General features: G+C 64.2%; 2 protein-coding genes. Both read left to right on the top strand.

Annotation, left to right across the window (positions count from 1 at the left end; genetic code table 11):
* Nucleotides 1-74: 74 nt before the first annotated feature.
* Nucleotides 75-404, top strand: coding sequence for a transposase (locus M2320_RS23185; RefSeq protein WP_264599328.1), 330 nt, complete (start codon nt 75-77; stop codon nt 402-404).
* The coding region (locus M2320_RS23180; RefSeq protein WP_264599327.1) for a transposase at nt 405-1,376 on the top strand (972 nt) is incomplete at its 3' end. It lies immediately after the preceding gene.

Here is a 1,376-nt window from a genome sequence, read left to right as displayed (position 1 = left end):
CAGCCCGTTGACGAAGTCGGCTGGCGCTGATTCCCATGGGTCACGTAAACTCGACGGGGTCTATGGCGATGGCGATGAGACGGGACGCTGGCGTTCAAGAAGATCTCATCGCCGTCTGGTCGGAGATCCCGCGCTCTCCCGGTCACGCTTTTTACGACCGGTTACAAAAGCTTTTGCGCGACGCCGGCTTCGACGCCTTCGTCGAGGACTTATGCAAACCCTATTACGCCGCGAAGATGGGCGCGCCGTCGCTGCCGCCGGGGCGATATTTTCGCATGCACATGGTCGGCTATTTCGAGGGGATCGATTCCGAGCGCGGCATCGCCTGGCGCTGCGCGGATTCGTTCTCACTGCGTGATTTCCTGCGTTTGTCGAGCCGCGAGAAGGTTCCCGACCATTCCTAGATGTCGAAGACGCGGACGCGTTTGCCGCGCGAGGCGCATGAGCAGGTCTTCGACTGGGTGCTGAAGCTGGTGGCCGAGCGCGGCCTCGTCAAAGGCGAACGGATCGGCGTCGACGGTTCGACGATGGAAGCCAACGCGGCGCTGCGGACGATCGTGCGCCGCGACAATGGCGAGACCTACAAGAAGATGCTGACGCGCATGGCGAAGGAGAGCGGCATTGAGACGCCGAGCGCGGAGGACTTGGCGCGGCTCGATCGCAAGCGCAAGGGCAAGAAGCTGTCCAACGAGGACTGGGAAAGTCCGGTCGATCCCGACGCGAAGATCGCGCGGATGAAGGATGGGACGACGCATCTGGCGTACAAGCCCGAACACGCGGTCGACCTCGACACCGGCGCCATCGTGGCGGCACCGATCCATGAAGCCGACCACGGCGACACATCCAGCCTGCCCGACACGCTGAAAGCCGCGGCGGCGAATCTGGAAAAGATCGGGCTTGGTCCGACCAACGAGGAGCCGTGCGAACTGATCGCCGACAAAGGCTATCACTCGCGCGAGGGGCTGAAGGACCTCGAAGGCGGTGCCTGGAAAACGCGGATCGCCGAACCCAAACCGGCCAAGGGCTATCTGCGTTGGCACGGCGACGAGGCGGCGCAATCCGCCGTCTACGGCAACCGGGCGCGGTTGAAATCCGGCGTCGGGCGCAAGGCCATGCGGCGACGCGGCGAACTGGTCGAGCGCAGCTTCGCGCATATTCTCGATCGCGGCGGCATGCGCCGCGCCTGGCTGCGCGGGCGCGAGAACGTGCATAAACGTTACCTGATCCACGTCGCGGGCTTCAACCTCGGCTTGCTGATGCGCGCTATCCACGGCGCCGGAACGCCGAAGGAGGCTTCCGACGAAAAGACCGCGCTGATTTTCGCCTATCAGGCCAGCGACGTTCTCCTCGTCGCCATCGTCGCCGCCATCCACGGC

Source organism: Rhodoblastus acidophilus, assembly GCF_025961575.1.
Lineage (GTDB): Bacteria > Pseudomonadota > Alphaproteobacteria > Rhizobiales > Beijerinckiaceae > Rhodoblastus > Rhodoblastus acidophilus_C.
The sequence above is the reverse complement of the archived record's forward strand: the minus strand, read 5'-3'. Positions and strand labels throughout refer to the sequence as shown.

What these genes read in the sequence shown, in the direction of transcription:
- M2320_RS23185 (WP_264599328.1), top strand. Translation starts at nt 75, where the DNA reads ATGAGACGGGACGCTGGCGTTCAAGAAGATCTCATCGCCGTCTGGTCG.